Source organism: Clostridium sp., from assembly GCF_051654825.1.
Taxonomy (GTDB): Bacteria; Bacillota; Clostridia; order Clostridiales; family Clostridiaceae; genus Clostridium.
Genome location: NZ_JBOFYU010000134.1, coordinates 1 through 2,571, shown reverse-complemented (window position 1 = coordinate 2,571; position 2,571 = coordinate 1). Strand labels below are relative to the sequence as shown.

At 28.7% G+C, this 2,571-nt stretch carries 4 protein-coding genes; all 4 read right to left on the bottom strand.

Annotated elements, in window-relative coordinates:
• Positions 1 to 1,009: NAD(P)/FAD-dependent oxidoreductase (locus ACRDBA_RS08285; protein ID WP_438572453.1), on the bottom strand; the 1,009-nt coding region annotated here is incomplete at its 3' end.
• Between the two features lie 161 nt (positions 1,010 to 1,170).
• Complete coding sequence (locus ACRDBA_RS08280) at positions 1,171 to 1,446, bottom strand: ArsR/SmtB family transcription factor (RefSeq protein ID WP_438572452.1); 276 nt, start codon at positions 1,444 to 1,446, stop codon at positions 1,171 to 1,173.
• Positions 1,447 to 1,499: 53 nt separating this feature from the next.
• The gene (locus tag ACRDBA_RS08275) at positions 1,500 to 2,165 is read right to left on the bottom strand and encodes a Crp/Fnr family transcriptional regulator (protein WP_438572451.1); all 666 of its coding nucleotides are present in this window, start codon (positions 2,163 to 2,165) and stop codon (positions 1,500 to 1,502) included.
• 150 nt (positions 2,166 to 2,315) lie between these two features.
• On the bottom strand, positions 2,316 to 2,552 hold the full coding sequence (locus tag ACRDBA_RS08270; protein WP_438572450.1) for a glutaredoxin domain-containing protein: 237 nt from the start codon (positions 2,550 to 2,552) through the stop codon (positions 2,316 to 2,318).
• Between the last annotated feature and the right edge of the window lie 19 nt (positions 2,553 to 2,571).

Here is a 2,571-nt window from a genome sequence, read left to right as displayed (position 1 = left end):
CAAATACCTTTATAATAGATGTTCCCATAGTTCCTTTATATCTTGAATCTAACCCTGCAATATTATCTGCTACTATTCTTCCTTGTCTATTAGCAGGTCCAGCAAGTGGTATAAATGCTTCATTTCCATTTATATAATCCTTAACTGATATAGCATCTCCTACTGCAAATACTCCATCTTTATTTGTCTTCATATATTCATCTACTAATATATGACCTCTTTCTCCTAATTTAATTCCTGCAGATTTTACAAACCCTGTATCTGGTGTTACTCCTATTGCTAAAATAACCATATCAGTTTTAATTTCTTTTTTGCTTTCTAATAAAACACTGATATTTTTATCATCTTCTTCAAAGCCATAAACCTTATCATCTAAAACTATGCTTACTCCATTTTCATTTAATTCCTTTTCTACTAATGCTGAAAACTCTGAATCTAATGGAGCCATTATATGAGGTGCTGCTTCTATTATTGTTACATCTAAACCTCTTTCCTTTAGGTTTTCTGCCATCTCTATCCCTATAAAGCCTCCACCTATTACTACTGCACTTTTTGCTCCCTCATAATCTACATAAGCCTTAACCTTATCTATATCTGGTACATTTCTTACAGAAAATATCTTTTTGCTGTCTATTCCTTGAAGATTTGGCTTTATTGGCTTAGCTCCTGGTGATAAAACTAAATAATCATAGCTTTCTTCATATTCATCACCATCTCCCCATGCATTAACCTTAACTACTTTTCTGTCTGTATCTATTTTAATTACTTCACTTTTTATTCTTACATCTATATTAAATCTTGATTTCATCTTTTCTGGAGTTTGAAGTAAAAGAGCATCTCTTTCCTTTATTGATCCACCAACATAATAAGGTAACCCACAGTTAGCAAAGGATATATATTCACCTTTTTCAAATACTATTATTTCTATGTCCTCATTTAATCTTCTTAATCTAGCTGCTGCTGAAGCCCCTCCTGCTACGCCACCAACTATTAAAACCTTTTTACTCATAATAAATTCCTCCTCTTAACATATTAATCTATTAATCACTATATTCAAATATTGCGATATATTGTATAAAAAAATAGTCTTTTACGTTTTTATACTTTTAAAACTTATTAGAATTCAAAGTTCTACGTAAAAAACTATTATAATCCAAATTATAAATTTTCTTAAAGTAAAGCTTTTAAAAGATTTTCTATTCTTGGATCAGCTACCTCATAAGATATCTCTAAACCATTTCTTTCTCCTTTTATAATGCCTACACTTCTTAGCTTTTGTAAATGTTGAGATATTGTAGACTGAGGCATATCTAAACAATTTTGCATATGGGTTACATTACAGCTTCCTTTTTCTAAAAGACCTTTTACTATACATAATCTTACTGGATGAGCTAATACCTTTAGAAGTTCTGCTGCATCTTCATATTCCTTATAATTGTTATCCATTTCCTCACCACCTTTATCTAATATTACTATATTCAAATATTACGATATTGTTCCTAAGTTGTCAAATTTATTTTTAAATTTTTTATTTTTATTTTTCCTCTTCCAAGTTCTAATACATCATTCCGCTCTAATACCTTTAAGGCCCTACTAACAACCTCTCTTGATGAACCTATATCCCCTGCAATTTTTTCATGTGTTACATATATTATTTTGCTTCCACCTTGGCTTTTTATCTTTGCTTTAAAATAATTTATAAGTCTACTTTCAATACTATGAAAAGTTATTTTTTCAAGGCCACCTATAACTGCTTCAAATTTTCCATATAAGTTATTAAATATATATTTCCAAAAGCTAGTGTTTTCTAATAAGTACCTTCTAAAAAAGTCCATTGGAACAAGGGCAATTAATGAGTTTTCTTCTACTTCTGCAAAGGAATCTATTTCATTATTAGTTAATGCACAAAGAACCGTATTATAACAGTTATCTCCCTTATAAAGCCTATATAATGTTACTTCCTTACCATCATCTCCTATTTTATAAACTCTTATTACGCCACTTAATATAAATGAGAATCCTGTACAGCTTTGGTTGCTATTAAATAAAGAATACCCTATTGGATACTCCTTTACTATTAGCCTCTTAAACATATTGTTTAATACTTCTTTATCTACAGATTTTAAAAAAGGATAGCTTTTAATTATTTCAAATTCTATGTCCATACTCCCCCCCACAACTATAAAATAAACTTTGCTTAATTTTATATTTTTTATGCCACTAAATTTATCAAGAAATTTCCTTTAATATAATTTTCTAAATAAAAAGCTAGTATATTATATATATACTAGCTTTTTAAAATAAGTTTACAGCTTTTATAAATCTAATAAATTATCTATTTGATCTTTATCAAAACCTATAACTATATTTCCATTAATTTCAACTACTGGTACACTCATTTGTCCAGTTTTTCTAGACATTTCATATGCAGCTCTTCTATCCATTCCAACATCTATTTCTTCATATCTAATATTATTATTCTTTAAATAACGTTTTACCTTTACACACCAAGGACATCTATCTGTTGTATATACTTTAACACTGTTTTTCATAAATAATCACTCCTAAATT

Excerpts from the sequence above, each read along its gene's own strand:
- ACRDBA_RS08275 (WP_438572451.1), bottom strand. The coding sequence starts at position 2,165 with ATGGACATAGAATTTGAAATAATTAAAAGCTATCCTTTTTTAAAATCT.
- ACRDBA_RS08270 (WP_438572450.1), bottom strand. The coding sequence starts at position 2,552 with ATGAAAAACAGTGTTAAAGTATATACAACAGATAGATGTCCTTGGTGT.
- ACRDBA_RS08280 (WP_438572452.1), bottom strand. The coding sequence starts at position 1,446 with ATGGATAACAATTATAAGGAATATGAAGATGCAGCAGAACTTCTAAAG.